Origin of the sequence: Parendozoicomonas sp. Alg238-R29 (assembly GCF_947331445.1) — a bacterium.
Taxonomy (GTDB): Bacteria; Pseudomonadota; Gammaproteobacteria; order Pseudomonadales; family Endozoicomonadaceae; genus Sansalvadorimonas.
This window is the reverse complement of record NZ_CAMZOG010000021.1, coordinates 1-18,412: the sequence shown is the minus strand read 5'-3', so window position 1 is coordinate 18,412 and position 18,412 is coordinate 1. Positions and strand designations below refer to the sequence as shown.

The 18,412-nt window shown below is 47.5% G+C and carries 16 protein-coding genes; 7 read left to right on the top strand and 9 right to left on the bottom strand.

Annotation, left to right across the window (positions count from 1 at the left end):
- Window positions 1–255 precede the first annotated feature (255 nt).
- Window positions 256–2,436: a molybdopterin oxidoreductase family protein gene (locus QMA35_RS07405; RefSeq protein WP_281646504.1), complete on the top strand. Its 2,181-nt coding sequence runs from the start codon at window positions 256–258 to the stop codon at window positions 2,434–2,436.
- A 36-nt stretch (window positions 2,437–2,472) separates the two neighbouring features.
- Here the strand turns inward: QMA35_RS07405 and QMA35_RS07400 are convergent, their stop codons facing one another.
- Complete coding sequence (locus QMA35_RS07400) at window positions 2,473–2,877, bottom strand: hypothetical protein (RefSeq protein ID WP_281646503.1); 405 nt, start codon at window positions 2,875–2,877, stop codon at window positions 2,473–2,475.
- Window positions 2,878–3,040: 163 nt separating this feature from the next.
- Window positions 3,041–3,781 carry a dethiobiotin synthase gene (bioD, locus tag QMA35_RS07395; RefSeq protein WP_348650936.1) on the bottom strand — a complete coding sequence of 247 codons (741 nt, stop codon included), beginning with the start codon at window positions 3,779–3,781 and terminating at the stop codon, window positions 3,041–3,043.
- A 396-nt stretch (window positions 3,782–4,177) separates the two neighbouring features.
- Here bioD and QMA35_RS07390 point away from each other — a divergent pair, with 396 nt between their 5' ends.
- Window positions 4,178–5,323, top strand: a complete 1,146-nt coding sequence (locus QMA35_RS07390) for a DUF4013 domain-containing protein (RefSeq protein ID WP_281646502.1) — start codon at window positions 4,178–4,180, stop codon at window positions 5,321–5,323.
- Here QMA35_RS07390 and QMA35_RS07385 read toward each other — a convergent pair.
- From QMA35_RS07385 to bioB, 5 genes are read right to left on the bottom strand one after another with little or no spacing between them, the layout of a single operon-like run.
- Window positions 5,305–6,726: a rhomboid family intramembrane serine protease gene (locus QMA35_RS07385; RefSeq protein ID WP_281646501.1), complete on the bottom strand. Its 1,422-nt coding sequence runs from the start codon at window positions 6,724–6,726 to the stop codon at window positions 5,305–5,307. The genes QMA35_RS07390 and QMA35_RS07385 overlap by 19 nt on opposite strands.
- A gap of 59 nt (window positions 6,727–6,785) precedes the next feature.
- Entirely contained in the window at window positions 6,786–7,619 is an 834-nt protein-coding gene (gene bioC, locus QMA35_RS07380; protein ID WP_281646500.1) for a malonyl-ACP O-methyltransferase BioC, read from the bottom strand.
- A 1-nt stretch (window position 7,620) separates the two neighbouring features.
- Entirely contained in the window at window positions 7,621–8,349 is a 729-nt protein-coding gene (locus tag QMA35_RS07375) for an alpha/beta fold hydrolase (protein ID WP_281646499.1), read from the bottom strand.
- Entirely contained in the window at window positions 8,346–9,512 is a 1,167-nt protein-coding gene (gene bioF, locus QMA35_RS07370; protein WP_281646498.1) for an 8-amino-7-oxononanoate synthase, read from the bottom strand. Before bioF ends, QMA35_RS07375 begins: the two co-directional genes overlap by 4 nt.
- A 3-nt stretch (window positions 9,513–9,515) precedes the next feature.
- Window positions 9,516–10,586, bottom strand: a complete 1,071-nt coding sequence (bioB, locus tag QMA35_RS07365) for a biotin synthase BioB (RefSeq protein ID WP_281646536.1) — start codon at window positions 10,584–10,586, stop codon at window positions 9,516–9,518.
- A 345-nt stretch (window positions 10,587–10,931) separates the two neighbouring features.
- Here bioB and QMA35_RS07360 point away from each other — a divergent pair, with 345 nt between their 5' ends.
- From QMA35_RS07360 to QMA35_RS07340, 5 genes are all read left to right on the top strand, one after another.
- Window positions 10,932–11,438, top strand: coding sequence for a ComF family protein (locus QMA35_RS07360; protein ID WP_281646497.1), 507 nt, complete (start codon window positions 10,932–10,934; stop codon window positions 11,436–11,438).
- Window positions 11,439–11,658: 220 nt separating this feature from the next.
- Window positions 11,659–12,093, top strand: a complete 435-nt coding sequence (locus QMA35_RS07355) for a pilin (RefSeq protein ID WP_281646496.1) — start codon at window positions 11,659–11,661, stop codon at window positions 12,091–12,093.
- Window positions 12,094–12,257: 164 nt separating this feature from the next.
- Complete coding sequence (locus QMA35_RS07350) at window positions 12,258–13,241, top strand: serine/threonine protein kinase (RefSeq protein WP_281646495.1); 984 nt, start codon at window positions 12,258–12,260, stop codon at window positions 13,239–13,241.
- A gap of 232 nt (window positions 13,242–13,473) precedes the next feature.
- Window positions 13,474–16,737: a mechanosensitive ion channel domain-containing protein gene (locus QMA35_RS07345; RefSeq protein ID WP_281646494.1), complete on the top strand. Its 3,264-nt coding sequence runs from the start codon at window positions 13,474–13,476 to the stop codon at window positions 16,735–16,737.
- The gene (locus tag QMA35_RS07340) at window positions 16,730–17,308 is read left to right on the top strand and encodes a hypothetical protein (RefSeq protein WP_281646493.1); all 579 of its coding nucleotides are present in this window, start codon (window positions 16,730–16,732) and stop codon (window positions 17,306–17,308) included. The genes QMA35_RS07345 and QMA35_RS07340 overlap by 8 nt, the downstream gene beginning before the upstream one ends.
- A gap of 15 nt (window positions 17,309–17,323) precedes the next feature.
- On the opposite strand, the gene QMA35_RS07335 is transcribed toward QMA35_RS07340, so the two are convergent.
- Window positions 17,324–17,578: a hypothetical protein gene (locus QMA35_RS07335; protein ID WP_281646492.1), complete on the bottom strand. Its 255-nt coding sequence runs from the start codon at window positions 17,576–17,578 to the stop codon at window positions 17,324–17,326.
- A 284-nt stretch (window positions 17,579–17,862) separates the two neighbouring features.
- Window positions 17,863–18,387 (bottom strand): transposase, encoded by a 525-nt coding sequence (locus QMA35_RS07330; RefSeq protein WP_281645370.1) that lies wholly within the window; start codon window positions 18,385–18,387, stop codon window positions 17,863–17,865.
- Window positions 18,388–18,412 lie beyond the last annotated feature (25 nt).

Genomic DNA, 18,412 nt, shown 5'->3' with positions numbered 1-18,412 from the left:
TGCTACAACCAGTTGTGCAGTTGTGCCGATTTAAGTTTCAGTTCTTTGCTGTCGATTTTACGTTTTTTGCATGGGTGACCTCGTTGTCATGCGCGGTATTGTGCTTAACGGGGCGTTTGTAGTCATTAGGCCACTTTATAGCTCAAAATAGTTCAAATTCTTATTTCCTATGCATTGGGCCTCCACAGGCTTAGCTCTTTTCAGAACATGAGTGATCGGGTTACTCTGCTATAAAACAAGAAGCACGGAACGACCATGCCTGATTCAGTTTTGCCGGAGCAAATTCATTACCGTACCTGCAACCTTTGTGAAGCCGTGTGTGGGATTAAGATCACTTACACGGGAACAGAGATTCACTCCATTAAAGGCGATAAAGAAGACCCATTCAGCCGTGGACATATTTGCCCCAAGGCGATTGCACTGAAAGACCTTTACCAAGACTCGGATCGTATTCGCAAACCTTTAGAGAGAACATCTGATGGCTGGAAAGAAATCAGCTGGGATGAGGCTCTGGACAAAGCCGCTGAAGGTATACGACGAGTTCAGAAAGCTCATGGCAACAATGCTATGGCAACCTACCTTGGTAATCCCAACGTGCACAACACTGGCAGCTTATTAATGGGCAGGCATTTCTTTAATGCTGTACGTACTCGTAACCGATTTTCTGCGACATCTGTTGATCAGCTTCCTCATCACATTGTGTCCTGGAAGCTTTTTGGGCATCAGTTGAAAATACCTGTGCCAGATATTGATCGCACAGAACATATGATGATTATTGGCGGTAATCCTCTGGCTTCTAACGGCAGTGTCATGACCGTGCCCGATGTGAAGAAGCGCCTTCAGGACATTCAAAAGCGTGGCGGTAAAGTCATCGTTATTGATCCGCGCAAAACAGAAACAGCACAGATTGCAGATGAGCATCATTTTATAAAACCGGGTACCGATGCATTTTTACTTCTGGCCATAATCAATACTTTGTTTTCAGAGCAGCTGATTGATACTGCTCATCTCACTAGTCACCTGAAGGGCTTTCAGAAGATCAAAAACTATGTCGGTGGCTGGACACCGGAGCGAGCAGCAGACATTACCGGTATCAGTGCAGCATCTATCAAACAGCTGGCTATAGAGTTTGGCAAAGCCGAAAAGCCGGTTTGTTATGGCCGCATGGGTGTCTCTGTTCAGGAGTTTGGCTTGCTTTGCCAATACCTGATTATGGTTATAAATATTGCCACCGGCAGGCTGGATGCAGAAGGTGGATTGATGTTCACGAAACCTGCGGCAGACCTGTTAAAGCAAACCGGGCGTGGTCACCTTGGCAAGGGTTTTTCCCGCGTTAGAAACCTTCCTGAGTTTAATGGTGAATTTCCTGTTTCCGCATTAGCAGAAGAAATATTGGTAGAAGGTGATGGTCAGATAAAAGGCTTGGTCACAGTTGCGGGAAATCCTGCTCTCTCTACACCGAATGGCACACAGTTGGAGAAAGGACTGGAAGGTTTAGAGTTTATGGTTGCCATAGATTTTTACCTCAACGAAACCACAAAGCACGCCAATATTATTCTGCCGCCAGTCAGCCCCCTTGAGCGGGAGCACTACGACGTTATCTTCAATATGTTGGCGGTGAGAAATACGGCCCGCTATTCACCAGCCTTATTTGAAAAAGCACCCGGTGAAAAGCATGACTGGCAAATCTATCAGGAACTTGAAAAGCGTTTGCATCCACCCAGAAACCTGCAAGGCAAAATAACAAACAAACTTTTAAAGAGCCTTGGCCCGGATGGTGTGCTGGATATGCTGTTAAAAACTGGTCCATACGGTATGTTACGCAACCCTTTAAAAGGTTTGTCACGCAAACGCTTACAGAAACAGGTGCATGGCGTTGATCTCGGGCCTTTAACACCTTGCCTGCCAGAAACACTGTTCACCAAAGACAAACTTATACACCTGGAACCGGAATTTTTCTTTAAAGATTTGGAGCGGCTCGAATCGTCCGCTAACTCACAGTCAGATAAATTGCTGTTGATTGGGCGGAGAGATGTGCGAACCAACAACTCCTGGTTGCATAACAGTCGGCGGTTAGTGAAAGGCAAAAACCGTTGCACTGCCCATCTTCATTCTGATGACGCCCAACGACTTGGTGTAACGAATGGACAACAGATAGAGGTAAGTTCCAGAACAGGAACTGTTGTCATTGAGGCCGAGGTAACTGACACAATTATGCAGGGTGTAGTCAGTATCCCCCATGGCTGGGGCCATAATCGTAAAGGTATGAGAATGGCTATCGCCAGTGATCATGCCGGGCAGAGTGTGAATGATCTGACTGATGATCAGGCAATCGACAGTTTGTCAGGCAATGCCGCTTTAAATGGTGTGCCCGTCACCCTCACACCAATCGAAAAGCAACAAGAATCTGATCAGTTAAAGACTGCGTCTGTGTAAAACAACTCGCGGGTAACATATGTTGCCCGCAGGTTTTTATTTGTCGATATCAAAAGCACAAACCGGCACACACATCTGAATACACATCATGGCGTCTTCGTTGTGGCGGCAAGCGGAGGAGCAGCTGTTGAACTCGCCCCCCAGTGCTTTACAACTCTGTACAGGCATAAACTCACACTCCTTATATTTCTCTAACCATTTGCCAGCGCTCTCAAGGCAGGCAAGCACATTGACCGGGCCTGTGGCTGATAGCTGCTCCGGGTTAGCCCCCGTGATGCGAAGATCTTTGATCACTCCCTGAGCTTCCAGTGCTTGAGCTTGCTGAATTTGCTGATGGCTGTCAGACACCGTCCAGTGAGTGGAGACGTCTGGTTTCTGAGTGTGGGTACAGGCAACCAGAAAAGTAAGGGTTAAGAGAGTTAAAAACTTAAGAGTCTTCATTGTTTACAATCTGAGTCGTGATCCTGATTTAAAAAAGAGGGTAGTCGAATTGGCAAACTGGAACACATACAGGCGCGCAAGCTTCTGCACTGCTATGGCGACAAGCTATCAAAATCACTAAGCAGGGGGGCGTTCTCAAGGCAGAGCCTTTCTTTGTCCATCCTCACACTTTGGGCAGAGTGAGATGTTCTGCCACATTCTCAGGAGAAGGGTTGGTCAGGTGTGGAACGACGCCTAAACATGGAACAGGCAAAAGACCCTTGAGAGTTGTTAAATTTTCATCAAACCGGCTCATTTCAGGTTCGGCACGATTTGCCACCCAACCAACAGGCTTCAGGCCATCTTTGAAGATAGCTTCCAGTGTCAGCACAGCATGATTAATACAGCCCAGCTTCATTCCAACTATCAAAACAACAGGAATGTTCAGTTTTTTAGGGACGCTTGAATACATTTCTCGAGGAGAAAGTGGTACTCGCCAGCCGCCAGCACCTTCTATCAATGTCAGGTCGGCACCTTTCATCATAACGCCACGGCAGTAACCGGCCAGCTGATCTGTTGTTACACGGCGCTGCGTTTCTTGTAACCCAATATGTGGTGCAATGGCTGGTTCAAGAGCAATTGGGTTGATCTGGTTGTAAGGTAATTCCATGGTGATGGATTGCTGTAGAGCCAGTGCATCACTGTTACGCAAACCATCAGCAGTTTGTTCGCAACCGGAGGCGATGGGCTTAACCGCTGCTGTGGTCAGCCCATCGAGTTTTGCCCTCGCTAAAAGACCGCAGGAAACAACAGTTTTTCCTGCATCGGTATCAGTACCGGTTATGAATAGAGTCTGCTTCATGGGAGTAACTTCATTACCATAAATTTCAGGCACCAGATTAACAGCTACTTTGTGAATCAGCACTCTAGTTTATGATGACTTTCCCTGTAACTACCTCATACAATCGCAAACGAAATACATATAAGAGAACTAACGACCATGGCTCACGGTGGAGCAGAATATCAGGGGATTCAGTGCAGCTGGCATATCGAAGCTCCTGCGCAATGGAATTGCACTCAGTGTCATAAGCTTTTCTGCAAAATCTGCTCGCCTAAACCACCGGCAAGCCTTGGTGAACCAAGGTGTCCGCTTTGCCATAGGGAACTGAAATTTCTTGGTACTGCACAATCGGCAGAACCGTTCTGGAGGCGTTTGAACGATTTCTTTATCTATCCGTTTAAAACCCAGACTATGATTTTTCTGTTGGTCACCTCGCTTTTGGGTGTCACCTTATCTTCAGCATCAATATTTGCAGGGCTGATGAGTCTTGTTCTCACAGCCTGTATCACCAAGTACACCTATAAAATTATTGAATACATGAGTGACGGACGCTGGGAGCCACCCAGTGTTGCCGAATCTTTTACCGGAGAAGGTTTTCATCTGTTCTTCAAGCAGATGGCGGTGTTTATTGTGATTGGTGCTTCTATCGCAGCAGCGGGTTTTTTCGGTGGAATTATTGTTGCTGCAGGCGTTGGTATTTTCGCGGCTCTCGCTCTTCCAGCATCGGTTATGGTGCTGGCTCGTGAAGACTCGCTGGCAGATGCTGTTCACCCCGGAAAGCTATTCGGCATCATGACTGCCATAGGCTGGCCTTATCTCTTGTTGTGTTTCTTTGTCATGCTCCTCTACGGTGGTTCAGGAGCGTTTCTTGCTCTGCTGGGTACCAAAATCAGCAGCAGTCTTCTTTATCCGATTTCGCTGTTTTCTGGCAGTTACTTCACCTGTGTTATGTGTGCATTGATGGGCTATTGTCTGTTTCAGTATCAGGATGTGCTGGGCTATACGACAGAAGATACACAACAGTCAGAAGTCATGGATGAAGAATCGTGGAAGTATAAAAAAGCGTTGTCCGACAGCTCTATATACTTTCAGGAAGGGAGAATAGAAGATTGTGCAGAATCACTCCGTAATGCATTAAAAAGCCGTAAAAAAGATGCCGAGTTAAATCGTCGTTTATTTGAAATGCGTGCTATTGGTAGCTCGATAGAAAAAATGGAGCGGCAGGCTGAGCATTATTTGCAACTGCTGGCTGACTCCAGCCAATACACACTGGCGGCCGATGCGTTGACTGCAGTTAGACATCGACATGCCGGGTGGAAACCGGAGAGCCCTGAAAGCTGTTATAACGCAGCCAGAGGACTGGTGGCTAGAAGGCAGTTTCGGGATGCCGTCCTGATCCTCAAGGATATGCATATACATTCCCCTGAATACCGGAAGATCCCCCAGGCTTATTTACTCATGGCTCAGGCGCTCAGCGACGGCTTGCAGCGGGACGCCCATGCCCTGAAAGTTCTTACATTTATCCAGAAAAAGTTTCCGGAAAACGCTGTGAACAAAGAGATTGAAGAACTGGTCTCAGCACTTAATAATCAAAGTGCAAAAGCTCCTCAGGCTGTTTCAGCCTGAGGAAAGGTTTGTTGGCCATAGGCTTTGAGTTGCTTGCTCTTATCTATGTCTTTGTTGCGTAACCGCCTTGCCATGGTTTCGACAACTGACTGGAATCGTTCGTCACTACAGTGCTGAGACACGAGGTGTTCAGTCAGTTCCACACAGTATTCTTTCCACTGGGAGTCTAAGAAGCGTTCCAGCAGAGAAAGGCTGACCTCATCATCGGCTGGCATTCTACCGGTTGTTTTGCGATAACTGCCGTAAACCCGTGCAATAGTCGCCTTATCTCCTTCATTGGGTGGGAGCTCAAGAATACTGGTAACAACCTGCTCGTACATTGCGTGATCCGGTAATCCCTCAAACAGGTTCCAGGCAACGTTTAGAAGATACTTATCACCGGGATATTTCTGCATCAGTCTCTGGCACAGTTCAATAGCCTTGAATAGCTGGAGATCGCTCATATAGCCTTCAAGAATACGTCGCTCTCGCTGATAAGGCGTTTCCGTAACGATTTGTTCTTCATCTGTTAAGGCTGTTTCTGCAATTTTGAGGCCGCGAGATTTCAGCCACCAGACGATAGCAAAGCCTCCTGCAAGCCCGCCAGCGTGGGCCCAGTAGTTAATGCCTTCAGTACCGAACAAACCATTGAGGATTTCTTTGCCCAGCCAGAATGGGAAAACAACAACAGCCGGTGCGGTTATGGTGTTGAAGTAAAAGCCCAGCGTCGTAAAAAAGCGAATACGCTTTAACCCATAAACGGCGAGATAAGCTCCCATCAATCCAGCAATAGCACCGGAAGCGCCGACACCAAAAGAAAAGCTGTTCCATTCAGCCAATTGGTAAAGGCCGACGGCTGTGTATCCGGTTGTCAGATAAACTCCGAGATAAGCCTTTCTACCTAATGAAGCTTCCAATCCAAAGCCAAAGATAAACAGGAACAACATATTACCGAACAGGTGTCCAAAACCTCCATGTAGGAATGTAGAAACAAAGGCATCAATAATGGAAGGATCGCTGGGTTTGTAGCCAAACCGGATATAGCTGATCTGGTTTCTTAACCCTTCAACCTCCAGTCGTTTAGTTTCCCATTCACTACTGGCAAAACCTTCCCGTTCTCGAAGCGATTCATCAAAGGAAAGGTCGTGCAGCAGGTGAACCATAACGGTTTCATTATTGCCGTCGTCCCTTGCTTCCATAAGCGCGGCCCGCTTCCAGGGATCGAAGCGAATATGGCGGAGATAAATATCCTGCTCCTGGGTGTACAGACCACTGTCTTTGTAAGCTTGCAAAGCTTTTTCGGTGCGACCGTCGTCAGGGAGCTGATAAAAAATAAAGATCAGACAGTTAGCGAGAATCAGAAAGAGGGTCACCAGGGGTGGACGACGCCAGTCTGGTTTTTGTTCTACAGGAAAAATAAGCATGCTGTCCGTGCCTGCTATTACAGTTATTTTGAAAGGTCAGGTTCGGACAGACTATATCATTAAAAAGCTGAGGGTTTTCGCAAAACGCCATAGATTACCTGGTAGCTGGCAGGTAAACCTTTTTCTGTGACAAAAGGCTTGTAGCCTTCGGTCAGTTTGCGGATCGTACTTTTACCTGCCAACCCTTTCTGTTGAGTCTCGGTAACAGTATTTACCCCCAGGGCTTTCATTTCCTTGAATAGATGAGTGACTGAAGGGTAATAGAGGGTTTCTGTCTGCTGACGCAAAGAGGAAATACTCAAGTCAGAAGAAGCAACACGCTGTTTCTGACGAGACAGACTCTCGTAACTGTTTACGTGGGGTTTATCGTCTACCGATTTCCAGGCGGCGTTCAACTCATGCAAGCTACCTGCTGCCAGTGTTGAAAATACAAACCAGCCACCGGGCTTCAAAACCCGATGAACCTGAGCCATAACTTCAGAAAGGCATTCACACCACTGAATAGCCAGGCTGGAAAACACCAGATCAAACTGTTCTTCGTTGAAAGGCAATTCTTCAATATCGCCGATAGCCCAGTGGCAGTTGGATAGGAAAGGATTTTGACTAGCGAAATCCAGCATGCCCTGAGAAAGATCCAGGCCAGTGATGTCAGCTTCAGGATAACGCTCTACTAAGGCTCTGGTTTCGTTACCGGTTCCACAGCCCATATCAAGAATGGATGCCTGTAAATCCAGTTCGGGAAGACCTAATCGGGCTCTTGCTGCAACAAGTTGCTGTAAGCTGGCCGCTGCATCGTAAGTGGTAGCGGCTTTGCCAAATGTTTCTGCAATGCGGCGTTTATCTTGCCGTAAAGGTGTTCCATTCCTATCCAGCGCAGCGGGTATCGGGGGCATATTACACATCCTTTCCCGTACCATTGGTTATTGTTTTCACAGCTTCAACGACACTGTTTGTGTTATCTAAAAATATTGCGTGGCTGCCGGGTAAAACCTGAATATTATGAGCAGGTAAAAGCTTTAGCAGGTCATCTGCAATGCCGAGTTTTGCCAAGGGATCATTCTCTGCAAGTAAATGAATACCCAGGCAAGTGATTTTTTTCCACTCTGAACGGGCATCTTCAGCCAGTCTATCCAGTAAAACTCGCCAATCAGTTTGCTGTGCCAGAGCCCATTTAGCGGAGGCTCTCAAAGTACGAATAGCAGATTTCAAATCAGTACTGCCACGGGCACAGATTGGAACAAAGCCTTTCATTGCCAATTGAATGTCAGCAGCCACGCCATCGGCAAATTCCTGATAAGCGTCCGGATGTTTACCAGCAGGCCAGTCTTCAGTTGCAACAAAACTGGGTGTGCTACCCATAGTCACCACGCCAACAACATTCTCAGGATGTTTGGCTGCATAACGAGCACAAAGGTTTCCACCGAGAGACCAACCCACCAGAATTGCTGGTTCAGAGTTAACCAGATGATCCAGTGAGGTCAGTAGTGCTTCCCAACTTTCCCCTGCAGCATCTGCCAGAGACATGCTGCTAACGTTACAGTTTTGGCTTGAAAGCGCTTCCGCGAGCGGTTCCATAACATCTGCAGACATACACCAGCCTGAAACCAGAATTACACGATTCATCCCTGATTCTCCCTGACAGTTTTTTCCAAAGCTGACAGAAGGCGATCCACATCTTCCTCTGTATGGCTGGCGCTTAATGTGACTCGCAAACGAGAGGAGTCTTTTGGAACTGTTGGTGGGCGTATAGCTGTTACCAGAATTCCCTGCGCTTCAAGTGCTTCGCTCATGGTCAGAGACTTCTCAGCACTGCCCACCATTATTGGCTGGATTGGCGTATTAGAATCCATGAGCTCCAGACCCAACTGTTCACAACCGGAACGAAAACGCTGAATCAAGGTTTGTAGCTTCTCACGGCGCCAGTCTTCTGTTTTCAGCAGTCTAAGGCTGGTTCGGGTTGCTTCGGCAACAGCGGGCGGCATAGATGTTGTGTAGATGTAGGATCGGGCAAATTGAACCAATGTTTCGATCAGGGCGTCGCTACCGGCGACAAATGCTCCAGCGGTTCCAAAGCCTTTGCCCAGAGTGCCCATAAGAATTGGCAGTTCGCGAATTCCCATATCAAACATGTCAGCCACACCACGGCCACCCTGGCCGACAGCACCGAAACCGTGTGCATCGTCCACCATCATCCAGGCATCATGTTTTGAAGCGGCAGCGGTCAGTTCTTTTAAAGGTGCGATATTGCCATCCATGCTGAACACCCCATCAGTCACTACAAGCTTGCGGTGTGCTTCACTGCGTTGAAGTTTTTGCTCAAGGCTGGCTGGATCACAATGGAGATAACGTTGAAAGCGGGCACCGGATAACTGGCCGGCATCCAGCAAAGAGGCATGGTTCAGGCGATCCTGAAACACAGCATCACCACGGCCAAGCAATGCACTGATCACTCCAAGGTTTGCCATATAGCCCGTGGAGAACAGTAATGCCCGAGGACGACCGGTAAATTCTGCTAGCTCTTCCTCAAGCTGGTGGTGGGCGCGGCTGTGCCCAATAATCAAATGAGAGGCGCCACCGCCAACACCGTATTTGCTGGCGGCTTGTTGGAAGCTTTTAATCACTTCAGGGTGGTTGGCGAGTCCCAGATAATCATTGCTGCAAAAAGCCAATTGCTCTTTACCATCTACAATCATTTGGGGCTTTTGGGGGCCGTCCACTGTTCTGCGCCTGCGGTACAGGCTTTTGGCCCTGCGTTCCTGCAGGGCGCTTTCAAGATCAAAAGCCATGGTTTACACCGCAGCGGCATCTACAAACAGAGCTTCGTCCTGTTTTTTCTGTACTTGTTCCAGCAGTGAGGCTTCCTGCTGGCTGTCATCGTTTTTAACAACCCGGCGCTCAGGGCGAATGCCTAGCTTTTCAAACAGCATCTTGTCTTTGTGAGCAGCAGGGTTTGGTGTAGTCAGCAGACACTCTCCATAGAAAATAGAGTTGGCGCCCGCAAGAAATGCCATGGACTGCATTTGTTCATTCATTTCTTCACGGCCCGCGGAAAGACGGACGTGGGATTTCGGCATCATGATCCGTGCAACAGCAATACAGCGGATAAAATCAAATGGCTCCAGGTCATCGATATCACCAAGGGGAGTACCATCAACCTTTACTAGCATGTTGATAGGAACGCTTTCAGGGTGAACGGGCAAGTTCGCAAGGTTGACCAGCAACCCGGCGCGATCTCGAACGGTTTCGCCCATGCCCACAATTCCGCCACTGCAGATTTTCATGCCGGAATCGCGCACATAGGAAAGCGTTTCCATGCGATCGGAATAAGAGCGAGTCGTGATAATGCTGTCGTAAAATTCTTTAGAGCTGTCCAGGTTGTGGTTGTAATAATCCAACCCGGCTTCTTTAAGTTGTTCCGTTTGCTCCTGGCTTAGTTTGCCCAGGGTCATACAGGTTTCCAGCCCCAGCTCTTTAACGCCTTTCACCATTTCCAAAACATAAGGGAAGTCTTTGGCTGGAGGGTTTTTCCATGCCGCTCCCATGCAGAAACGGGATGTTCCGGACTCTTTGGCCTGTTTGGCTTTTTCCAGAACTCGCTGCACTTCCATCAGTTTTTCTTTCTTCAAACCGGTGTTGTAGTGACCGCTCTGAGGGCAGTACTTACAGTCTTCCGGGCAGGCACCGGTTTTGATAGACAGTAGAGTGCTGACCTGGACTTCGTTTGGATCAAAGTGCTGGCGGTGTACAGTTTGTGCCTGAAACATGAGGTCGTTAAACGGAGTAGCGAACAGAGCTTCAACTTCTGCAACGCTCCAGTCGTGACGGGTCACGGAGTCTTGTCCATTGTGCTGTGTATTCATGGCGGTTGCGGTCGTTGTGGGTACAGGCATAGGAATGGTCTTTAGACTATGTTTGACCCCGGCTCTGTGGCCGAGTGTTTCTGGGAACTCTAACTTTGGCGATAATACCTTATGCGCACATTCAGTCAACCGATGTTTTTATTGGTGGTTGACGTGTGGTTGTTTTTTGATCGATTGGGGGTTGCTACATGCTTTTTATGTTGTGCGCGTTGCTCCCCGGTTCAGGGAGTGTGTGAGCAGTGCTTGCTGGCTTTGCCATATCCACAATGGAGTTGTGAAAAGTGCAAAGACCCTTTAACGGTAAATGACCACATTCTGTGTGGCACGTGCCAAAAGCAGTCTCGCATGTTTGATAGCTGTGTTGCCCCCCTTGAATATGCGTTCCCGGTCTCAACAATGCTGCAGAGAGTGAAATACAACCGTCAGATTGTTTATGCGCGTCCACTGGTCAAACACCTGATAAACAATCTCCAAAAAGATTACTGCGATAAACCGTGGCCAGAAGCTCTTATTCCTGTACCTCTGCATTGGTGGAAACTAAGAAAACGTGGTTTTAATCAGGCCGGTGTTATTGCTGAGCAACTCTCGAAAGCAATAGATATTCCTGTGTACCACCACTTGGTCAAACGCAGGAATAACGATCAGTCCCAGCAGGGCTTATCTGCCAACAAGCGGAAGCAAAATATGCAGAATGCTTTTGCACTCAGAAAACCGGTACCGTACAAGCACGTTGCTGTGGTGGATGATGTGATGACTACCGGAGCGACAACGGAAGAACTCTGTAAAGTGTTGAAGAAACACGGTGTAGAAACAGTAGATGTATGGTGTGTGGCTCGCACTCCCTCTGTGTAAAGAGTGTTAAATTCTCTTGTAGTTAGGGTCTGTTGAGGTTTTGGCTTCGAGCTCAGTGTTGCCTAATTGAGAACACCCTCTAAGCTGCTAGGCTTATTCGGTGAACTTATCGAATTGTGCTTCAAAATCAGGTTATGGCTTCGCCTCTGAGAGCAAGTGTTGATGAATACCTGCTTCTCAGATGTCGCTGAGCAGGAATCCAATACATAAGGACATGAATATGGAAAACAAACCCGAAAAAAGTAATGGATTCACGTTAATTGAACTGATGATAGTTACGCTGATTATTGGGATTCTTGCTGTTGTGGCCCTGTATGCTTATCAGGTTTATACCAAACGAACTCATATGGCTGAAGGGTTGAGTATGGCTTCTGCCCTCAAAGCAACAGTCGCAGATTATTACGGTACATATGGTACTTGGCCTGCGAACAATATGGCGGCGGGTTCTCCTGGGATTATTTCTGGTAATTCTGTGAAGAGTATTGTCGTTGATGGGGATACTCTAAGAATCACTTACAATGCAAAAGTTGTAGATGACGCTCAACTGTTGCTTATAGCATCGGATCAGAATGGCAGTATTGAGTGGACGTGCCGTTCTTCAACCAATGCCGGTGCAGTTGTCCCTTCGCAATATCTACCAGAGAGATGTCGTTAGGGTGTGTGCACTACAATCGCACCCAGCCCCGCCGGAATGTTGGTTGCCTTTCAAGAGGCTGCAACGCACTCTGGTCACAAAGACTACCGATTCTTTTTAAAAAACCAGTGAACACTTCTGGTAGGCTCCCTACAATAAGGGACTTTTCCGCTCCGGAGCCTGCAATGACCACTCAGCATCCTTATGAATCCCTGACTCCGGACACCGTGATTGATGCCGTTGAGTCGCTAGGGTATTTCAGCGATGCCCGCATTCTTGCTCTGAACAGTTATGAGAACCGTGTTTATCAGGTTGGTATTGAGGACGAACAACCGGTTATTGTGAAGTTCTATCGCCCGAATCGCTGGAGTCGGGAACAAATTCTGGAAGAGCACGCCTTTGCCAGAGAACTTGTTGATTTGGATATTTCCGTTGTTCCCCCCATTGCCGATAAAAGCGGTAAAACTCTTCACGATTTTGCCGGTTTTATGTTCAGTATTTATATCCGCAAAGGTGGTCATGCTCCAGAGCTGGATAATATGGATCATCTATTCAGCCTTGGTCAGCTTATGGGGCGTATTCATAATGCGGGTTCAACACGAACTTTCAGTTATCGTACGGAAATCAGCCTGCAGCGTTACGCCAAAGACAGTGCCTCTTACTTGCTGGAAAGTGACTCTATTCCCCAAAGCCTGATTCCGGCTTATGAAACTCTGGCCAGAGATCTTATTGATAAGCTCGAAGTGATTGATGCAGCAAATAAACCGGACATTATCAGGCTCCACGGCGACTGCCATGTTGGTAATATCCTGTGCCGGGATGATGTTTTTCACTTTGTAGATTTCGATGACTGCATCAATGGTCCGGCGATTCAGGATTTGTGGATGTTTCTGAATGGAGACAGGCAGCACAAAATGGCTCAGCTTTCAGAACTGATTGATGGTTATAACGAGTTCCATAATTTCAATCCTGCTGAGTTGAACCTTGTGGAATACCTCCGAACTTTGCGATTAATGAACTACAGCGCCTGGTTGGCAAAACGTTGGGAAGATCCGGCATTCCCCATCGCTTTTCCATGGTTTAACAGTGAACGTTACTGGGCAGATCATATTCTGGAGTTGAGAGAACAGATGTCTGCTCTGGATGAGGAACCACTGAAACTGTTTTGATTAAACCGGCTGCCAGCACGACCTTGGAGGTGTTGGCAGCGGAAACTCTGACAGCCCGCCTGTTTTTTGATTTTCATAGTGGTTTTCTGCATTTGAATTGTTTCAAACGGCGTAGTCATGGCGCAACGCAATTCTCGCTGATTCACGACCCTTTAAAGACTGCTAGCCCCGCTACACTTTATTAAACCTATTAATGTTTAATAAAACACTGTGACCGGGACGTCCTTTTCGTATGCGCACGCTGGCGATAGTTATCTTTACAGCTCTGTTTTCCTGCTCACTTCTGGCGGAAACATCTTCTCCGAGACTGCCCAGTCAGGAGGCCATTTCCAAGGCCCTTGAGCAGATGAAACCTGCGGAAAAAGCGCTGAGTGAGAAAGAGTCTGAGCTTTCTGATATTTACCGCAAAACCCTGACTTTTCTCCGGCTGGCAGCATCTGAACAGGAGCAGCTGAAGAACTTAAAAAAACAGGTTGATAATGCGCCAGATGAACTGGTCAAACAGCAAAAGCAAATGGATAGTCTTCCGCTGCCTTCAGACACAACATTGTTGGAAAAGTATCGTCATCAGCCTGTTGATGAATTGCGCAAGTTGTTGGATAGCAGACTCGAAGAGATCACAGAACTCCAAAACCAGCTCACACGTATTTCCAACCAGATAACCCATGGCCGTGCCCGCCCGGAAAGAAACCAGGCCATCATCAGCAAGAATCAGGATCGTCTGAAAGACATCACAGCCCAGATCAATCTTCTGGATGTTGATAGCGAAACAACAGCAGACCTTAAAGAGAAGAAAAGAATCCTGCTGCAAGCTGAATCGAATGCTTTGCAACATCAAGACTCCCGCCTGAACGTGGAAATACGTTCCAGCAGTACTCTGCTTGATCTCGAAACAATGCAGCAACGGCTGCTCACCCGAAGAGTTCAACTGCTGGAGCAGGAAGTTCTGTCCATGCAGACCATTATTAACTTCAAGCGCAGAGCTGCCAGTGAAAAAGCAGTGGCAACAGCTTCACGACTGAATCGCTCTACAGCAGGGAAAAGTGTTCTTCAGGCTCAGGCCGCATTGAATATGGAAATGAGTCAGCAATTGCTGTCTATTTCCGATCGCCTGAGTCAGCTGACAGCCAAAAGTTCTAAGGTCAGGAATCAGCTGAGCAAGCTAAGCAATATTAGCCAGACTGTTCGCCAGCAGTCAGTGCTTCTCGGAGAAAACCGGGTGCTTGCCCGGATGCTCCGGGAAAACTTGATGACTCTTCCTCATTTCAGTATCGACCCTGGGATTTCAGATGTTGTTGCCCAGGCTCGTTTGCAAAAGTTTCAGTACGACCAGCAACGTCAAGAGCTGGCCAGTCCGGAAGCCCGGGTTGATGTGGTTATTGAACAGCACAAATCAGAGCATGTGTTCAGCCCCCAGGACACCAAAGAGCTCCTGCGCCTGATGAAAAACCGGCAGGTGTTGCTGGAAGACCTTTCAGGTGAAGTTGGGACACTGCTTAGTACTGCTACCAGTCTCGATCTTGATCAAAAGAATCTTGATACTCAAAGTCGAGAGCTTTCGACAACTCTTGAAGAGAGACTTTTCTGGATTGCCAGTAACCAGGCTATTGGTGTTGATTGGATACAGCAGTTGCCGAAAATGCTCTGGCATCAGTTCACCAACATTCCCTGGGATGGAATCCTGTTTGCCCTTACAGATTATGGCCAGAATAACTGGTTGTTTGTTTCCATTGTTGTTGCGCTGGTGCTGTTGCTTCACACCCGGCGTAGAACATTTATGGCCTTACAGCGGACATTGACCCGTAAGATGGGGAATGTTCGACACGATACTCTGACTCTTACTCCTGTGGCACTTGGTTTGAGCCTTCTACAGGTTATGCCTCTGCCTGTGATAATGGGCTTCACCGGTATGGCACTTTTGTCGGGAAATGATTATTCCGTTGGAGTGGTCAATCTCGGCTCAGCATTTATTGTCACAGCGATTGCTTGGTTGCTTTTATCCATGGCGATACAGATTCACCGACCACACAACATCGCCGTTACTCATTTCCGCTGGCCGCCAGTCCAGTGTCGTAAAGTTCAGATGCTGCTTATCCGTTTACGATCGGTCATGGTTCCTCTGTTACTGACCGTGAGTTTGGCGAAAGATCAGCCTACGGATTTGAATCAGGATATTTTAGGGATGACCCTGCTTATGGCAGGTTCCTTGTTACAGGGCTGGATGTTGTTCCGGTTAATGCAGGCAAGCAGCTACCTGTTTGGTTCCAGGTTCCTCCATATTATTCTCACGCTGGCATTGGTATTGATTGCCTTTGCCCAACTTATTCTTACTGCAGCCGGTTATTACTATTCCACATTGATTTTACAGTTCCAGCTTGCCGGAACCCTGTATATGGTTGGCGCAGCTGTTCTTCTCCAGGCTCTTGTCATTCGCAGCCTGAATGTGGCCGAGCGCAGACTGGCCTTTACCCGTGCTCTGAAAAAGCGCGCCGCCAGCAAAGACGGGGAAAATGTTGAAGAACCCAATCTTGACCTTGCCACTATTAATCAGCAGTCACTCCGTTTACTGAATGCTCTGATGATTGTCGGCCTGTTCATCGGCCTGTACTGGTTCTGGAAAGAGCTGTTTGCCCTGTTGAATGTTCTGGATAACGTGACGCTTTGGGAATTCTCTCCAGATCAGGAGGGTGGGGTACCTTTCACTGTGCGGTTAAGCGACCTTCTATTGAGTATGGTGACTCTGGCTACCAGCTTTATCCTGGCTCGAAACCTGCCCGGCCTTCTGGAAGTCACCCTGTTGTCCCGTATGAAACTTCGGGCAGGCAGCAGTTATGCGATGACAACACTGCTCAGTTACATTATCTCCTGTATTGGCTTTTTAACGGCTTTGAGTTTTCTTGGTGCCAGCTGGGCCAAACTGCAGTGGTTAGTTGCGGCTCTGGGTATTGGTATTGGTATTGGTTTACAGGAGATTGTTGCCAACTTTGTAGCTGGCCTGATTATTCTGTTCGAACGCCCCATTCGCCTTGGCGACACCATTACTCTTGGGGAGCTGAACGGTGAAGTTTCAAGAATTAGAATCCGCTCCACGACTGTGACTGATTGGGACAACAAAGAAATCATAATTCCCAACAAAATGTTGATGGGTGAGAAGCTGATTAACTGGTCTTTGAGTAACTCAATTGTTCGAATTATCCTGCCATTTGAGGTTGCTCATGGTACAGATCCCAAGTTGGTGCAAAAACTGTTGCATCAGGCTGCCAGTGAGCATTCAAGGACTGTTGAACAGCCAGAAACACTGGTGCTCCTGATGGAGTACAGCAACAGTTCTCTGATGTATGAGCTGCGTACACATGTGGCACATGTGGATGACCGTTTGCCGGTCAGGGATGAATTAAATGCACGGGTTCAGGAACTATTCCGGGAGCACGGGGTCACTGTAGCGTACCCCAAACAAGATATTTTCTTGCGCTCACCGGGAGCTGGACATGCCTGAGTTTGTAACTGAAAGACAGTATCAGGAAATACGGACGATGCCGGACAAGCTGTTGCCTCTGCATTCCTGTATCCGCATTTTTCGGCAACGCGTTGAAGGTGAAGATGCCTGGACCAGTGGTATTTTGATGGATGCCAGCCGTGACCTGCTTCTGCTGCAAATCATCAGTGATCAGATTGATCTAAATGGTTTCCAGGTTATTCGCCGCTCTGATATCAGCCATATCGAACGCCCGGTTCCTCAGCAGGAGTTTTTGATGAAAGCTCTTAAGCTGAAAAAGCAGGAACCTCGGCATCCTGGTATTATCAATCTTGATTCCATGCAGAAAGCCCTTCGAACAGCTGCACGATTAAGTCCGTTGATTACGGTGCATCAGGAGATTACTGACCCTTCTGTTTGTTGGATTGGCCGACTGAATAAAATCGATAACGACTTGCTCTATCTTCAGTGCATGTCTCCAGATGCAAAGTTTGAAAGCACTCTGGATATGTTTGATGTTGAGAGTATTACCAGAATTGATTTTGGTGGAGCGTATGAAGATGCGCTCTGGCAGGTGTACCAAATATCTTAAAAAGGCCGGAGTTATTTATAAATAACTCCGGCTCCTTTCCTGAATGGTGTCATCAAAGATGAGAACACCGTCAGGACTTTCAACTTCTCTTACGACAGGTTTTACGAATGTCCAAAGGGTTTGGCTGGAAAAATCGTTGGAAGAGAGTAGCTGGGAAAACTGATCATGGCTGTAGGCACCATCAAGCAAGTCAGACAAGCCTGTGGCTGTGGTTTTGCCATAGGATGACAGCAAATAGTCAGAATACAGTTCGATTAGGTCATTTCTCATGGCGGTAATAATGCCAAACTTTGATGTTCAGTGCGTAACTTCAGTTAATAAGAAAACTGGCAACCAAGGCTTCCCGATAAATCCGCCAGTGCGATTTCACTGCATCTTTAAACCATTTATAACGAGTTAGAGTGCTTGAGGTCTTCAAATGTTCATTCCCTGAACAAATCTTTAAGTACATCCGCCATCCCTGGCTGGTTAAAAAATAATTTTAGCTGAGACCAAGATGTGTTGATGTTTTATTTTCAGGCTCAGAAAACATATCTATTTACACTACTGTCCGGTTAAGCATAAACCAGTTCCAGACTCCCCTGATTCTGGAGTGAATTGACTTCCATGCTATCCGGCGGATCACTGAATAATTCCAACAAAGAGCAACGGCGGGTCAGATTAAGACTGACTCTTCGGGCTATTTGCTGTAACGACAATTTGCAGGGTGTTGTGATCTGAGCCAGGCGCAGCAGGAGGTAGGCAATCATTGCTGTGAGCACCTGTATTTTTACAGCATTTTCACTGCGCCCAAGGAACCGCTTCACCTTCAGATTCTGCTTAATCCACTTGAAGAACAGTTCGATTTGCCAGCGGGATTTATACAAGGCGGCAATCTCTGCAGCACTTCTCTTTAGATCGTTACTGATAAAAACCAGTACTTTGCCGTCTTCTTCCCGGCAAATCTTGACCCGCCTGAGATCAGTTGGACAGTCCTTTCGACCTTTGTCAGAAGAGAGCCTGATGATTTGGTCTTCCAGGATAGAGTCGTCTGTCGTTTCACGACATTCAACGACTTCGTAAACTGCTGAGGTTTTCATCCTGCCCACAAACTGCGTGCCCTGA

Coding starts and splice junctions, on each gene's coding strand:
- QMA35_RS07360 (WP_281646497.1), top strand. CDS start 10,932: ATGTTTGATAGCTGTGTTGCCCCCCTTGAATATGCGTTCCCGGTCTCA.
- QMA35_RS07405 (WP_281646504.1), top strand. CDS start 256: ATGCCTGATTCAGTTTTGCCGGAGCAAATTCATTACCGTACCTGCAAC.
- bioB (WP_281646536.1), bottom strand. CDS start 10,586: ATGAATACACAGCACAATGGACAAGACTCCGTGACCCGTCACGACTGG.
- bioF (WP_281646498.1), bottom strand. CDS start 9,512: ATGGCTTTTGATCTTGAAAGCGCCCTGCAGGAACGCAGGGCCAAAAGC.
- QMA35_RS07335 (WP_281646492.1), bottom strand. CDS start 17,578: ATGAGAAATGACCTAATCGAACTGTATTCTGACTATTTGCTGTCATCC.
- QMA35_RS07390 (WP_281646502.1), top strand. CDS start 4,178: ATGAGTCTTGTTCTCACAGCCTGTATCACCAAGTACACCTATAAAATT.
- QMA35_RS07385 (WP_281646501.1), bottom strand. CDS start 6,726: ATGCTTATTTTTCCTGTAGAACAAAAACCAGACTGGCGTCGTCCACCC.
- QMA35_RS07340 (WP_281646493.1), top strand. CDS start 16,730: ATGCCTGAGTTTGTAACTGAAAGACAGTATCAGGAAATACGGACGATG.
- QMA35_RS07350 (WP_281646495.1), top strand. CDS start 12,258: ATGACCACTCAGCATCCTTATGAATCCCTGACTCCGGACACCGTGATT.
- QMA35_RS07330 (WP_281645370.1), bottom strand. CDS start 18,387: ATGAAAACCTCAGCAGTTTACGAAGTCGTTGAATGTCGTGAAACGACA.
- QMA35_RS07375 (WP_281646499.1), bottom strand. CDS start 8,349: ATGAATCGTGTAATTCTGGTTTCAGGCTGGTGTATGTCTGCAGATGTT.
- QMA35_RS07400 (WP_281646503.1), bottom strand. CDS start 2,877: ATGAAGACTCTTAAGTTTTTAACTCTCTTAACCCTTACTTTTCTGGTT.
- QMA35_RS07345 (WP_281646494.1), top strand. CDS start 13,474: ATGCGCACGCTGGCGATAGTTATCTTTACAGCTCTGTTTTCCTGCTCA.
- bioC (WP_281646500.1), bottom strand. CDS start 7,619: ATGCCCCCGATACCCGCTGCGCTGGATAGGAATGGAACACCTTTACGG.
- QMA35_RS07355 (WP_281646496.1), top strand. CDS start 11,659: ATGGAAAACAAACCCGAAAAAAGTAATGGATTCACGTTAATTGAACTG.